This is a genomic window from Providencia sp. PROV033 (genome assembly GCF_028484855.1).
Classification (GTDB): domain Bacteria; phylum Pseudomonadota; class Gammaproteobacteria; order Enterobacterales; family Enterobacteriaceae; genus Providencia; species Providencia alcalifaciens.
On the sequence record NZ_JAMPSW010000064.1, the window covers coordinates 1 to 2,432 of the forward strand.

Annotated in this window: 4 protein-coding genes and 1 riboswitch; of the genes, 2 read left to right on the forward strand and 2 right to left on the reverse strand. The window is 38.5% G+C overall.

Annotation, left to right across the window (positions count from 1 at the left end; translation table 11 throughout):
• Together PSF16_RS11855 and mntP are read left to right on the forward strand one after the other, a co-directional pair.
• Window positions 1-216 (forward strand): DUF986 family protein (locus PSF16_RS11855; RefSeq protein ID WP_272689296.1); only part of this gene is annotated, 216 nt, incomplete at its 5' end.
• A 151-nt stretch (window positions 217-367) separates the two neighbouring features.
• Window positions 368-552, forward strand: a riboswitch (yybP-ykoY riboswitch).
• A gap of 6 nt (window positions 553-558) precedes the next feature.
• Window positions 559-1,140, forward strand: a complete 582-nt coding sequence (mntP, locus tag PSF16_RS11860) for a manganese efflux pump MntP (RefSeq protein WP_006661628.1) — start codon at window positions 559-561, stop codon at window positions 1,138-1,140.
• A gap of 56 nt (window positions 1,141-1,196) precedes the next feature.
• Here mntP and rlmA read toward each other — a convergent pair whose 3' ends face one another.
• Together rlmA and PSF16_RS11870 are read right to left on the reverse strand one after the other, a co-directional pair.
• Window positions 1,197-2,018: a 23S rRNA (guanine(745)-N(1))-methyltransferase gene (rlmA, locus tag PSF16_RS11865; protein ID WP_272689297.1), complete on the reverse strand. Its 822-nt coding sequence runs from the start codon at window positions 2,016-2,018 to the stop codon at window positions 1,197-1,199.
• A 112-nt stretch (window positions 2,019-2,130) separates the two neighbouring features.
• On the reverse strand, window positions 2,131-2,343 hold the full coding sequence (locus PSF16_RS11870) for a hypothetical protein (protein WP_006661626.1): 213 nt from the start codon (window positions 2,341-2,343) through the stop codon (window positions 2,131-2,133).
• Between the last annotated feature and the right edge of the window lie 89 nt (window positions 2,344-2,432).

Here is a 2,432-nt window from a genome sequence, read left to right on the forward strand (position 1 = left end):
ATTTATTTAGCCTTTATTCGTCGTCCGAAAGTATTTTTTAAACAAACCGGTTTTTATTTCGCCAATACATTTATTTTATATGAGCGAATTAAAACAATGAATTTATCTGAAGATGGTATTTTAATGATTGGATTGGAGCAAAAGAAAATCCATGTTCAAGTCAACCATCTTGATGATTTACAAAAGATTTATGATTTCTTCATTAATCACAAATAACTACTTTATATATTGGTATAAATATTAAGGTTAATTAAATGTTTAATTAACCTTAATTTTATTAATATCGAAAATGAAAATTATTATCATTTGCGGAAATCGTTATTAATAATTAATATTTTGCCTTTATTAAAATCTATGATATCTTTCGTCCCACGTCATTGGGGAGTAGCCTGTTCTGGAAATATATTCTTTCCAGAAAATCCGTATCAACATACTCGTTTGTTTTTAAACGTGGTGCGGATGCCATTTATTGGTTGGCAAGACCATAGACACATAAATACGCCTTTTGGTTGGGGGTAATTTATGTGTATATGGAAACACCCAACCGAGATTATTGTTATGAGCTTTTACGCCACTCTCATCCTCGCCTTCGCACTATCCATGGATGCTTTTGCTGTCGCTATCTGCAAAGGTGCAGTACTCCATAAACCCCGTTTTCGTGAAATTCTCCGTACTGGATTTATCTTTGGTTTTATCGAAGCCATTACGCCAATCATTGGCTGGGGAATCGGTATTTTAGCTAGCCAGTATGTGATCCGTTGGGATCACTGGATTGCCTTTGCCCTACTATTCATCCTTGGTGGTCGTATGATCTGGCAAAGTCTGACGACGAAAGATGAAGACTGCTGCGATAAACCATCAAGTCATAGTGCAGGAAACCTTGTGTTATCCGCGATAGCCACCAGCCTCGATGCAATGGCGATTGGTTTAGGTTTAGCTTTCTTACAAGTCGATATTGTCCATACAGCAATGACCATTGGTTTAACCACCATGATTATGGCGACGATCGGTATGATGATTGGACGTTACGTGGGTCCACTACTAGGAAAAAAAGCAGAAATATTAGGTGGTTTGGTACTTATCGCGATTGGCTTCAATATCCTTTTTGAACATCTCGAATTGTTTATGTACGCACCGTAATATTCGATATCCCCCTGACTTGTTCAGGGGGATCGTTCAAAAGTTTCACCGTGAGTTTATGGTTGATATTGATAAACTCGAATCAAAAAATCTGCGGTATACGCTTTAATTTCTGATTGTTTTAATTGCTGTTTCACTTCTTCAGACGCTCTCCATGCAAATGGCGTCATCTCAAGTAATGCAAATGCCTCTTCTCCAGCCAAACTCATCGCGTAATTTAAACGCGTTTCATCAACCAGTTTGAAATCAGGAAGATCTTCCTCTTTTGCCGGATGTAATTTCACTTCATCATAAATCAAGGCTTTTAATTCTTGCAGATGTTCTGCTGCGGGCGTCACGGTAATTAAGATGCCCATAGACATTAATACGCGACTGAGCTCTTGTGCTTTACAGGGTGCGTAAATACGAATAATTCCACTGATGCTGGTATCAGCAAAAGGTAAACGATGACTCGATGCGACACAAAAATTGACTGATTTGTACCGCTTAGCAGCAAAACGGATCGCGACCTTCGAAACATCGAGCCCATACATGTTGATGGGCTTGGATGCCGCTAACAATGACTGTAAAAAATAATCAGTGTAATACCCTTCCCCACACCCAATATCGAGTATGCTTTGGCTATTTTCAGGTAAATATTGTGCAAGTTTTTCCGCGACTTTATCGCGCATAGGTTGATAATGCCCGGCATCTAAAAATTGTCGGCGCGATACCATCATCTCTAAACTATCGCCCGGATCTTTCGAACGCTTATGTTGCACTGGAAGTAAATTAACATAACCCTCTTTGGCGCAATCAAACTGGTGGTTTGCTTCACAACGATAGCTACTGTTAATTAAATTGAGAGGTTTAAAACACAGGGGACATTGATAATTCATACGGTTACACTGATTTAAAAATAATGCGCAGTATACCATATAAGCGGTCAAGCAGCGCCATGGAATTATACCCCCATGGCACCGTGACGTAATCTAGAGGAGTAAAGCGAACTTATTTACCTGCTTTAGTCGCTTCTGGCGCTTTTACTTCACCAGTTTGTTTGACTTCACTCTTTTTAAGTTCTTTTTTACTGTGTTCTGCTTTGGCAACTTCGTGAGTTTTCACACCATGGTTTACATGTTCAGTTTTCGCAGTGGTATTTGCTAGTGCGGCACCAGAAACAGTTAATGACAGAACAGTCGCGATTGCTAATAATTTTTTCATTTTGAACGCCTTATTTAAATTCAAACTAACGAGTCATTGATATAAAACTTATATTTTGGTGTAGCTAAAAATTTAAATGGCTTTTTCGA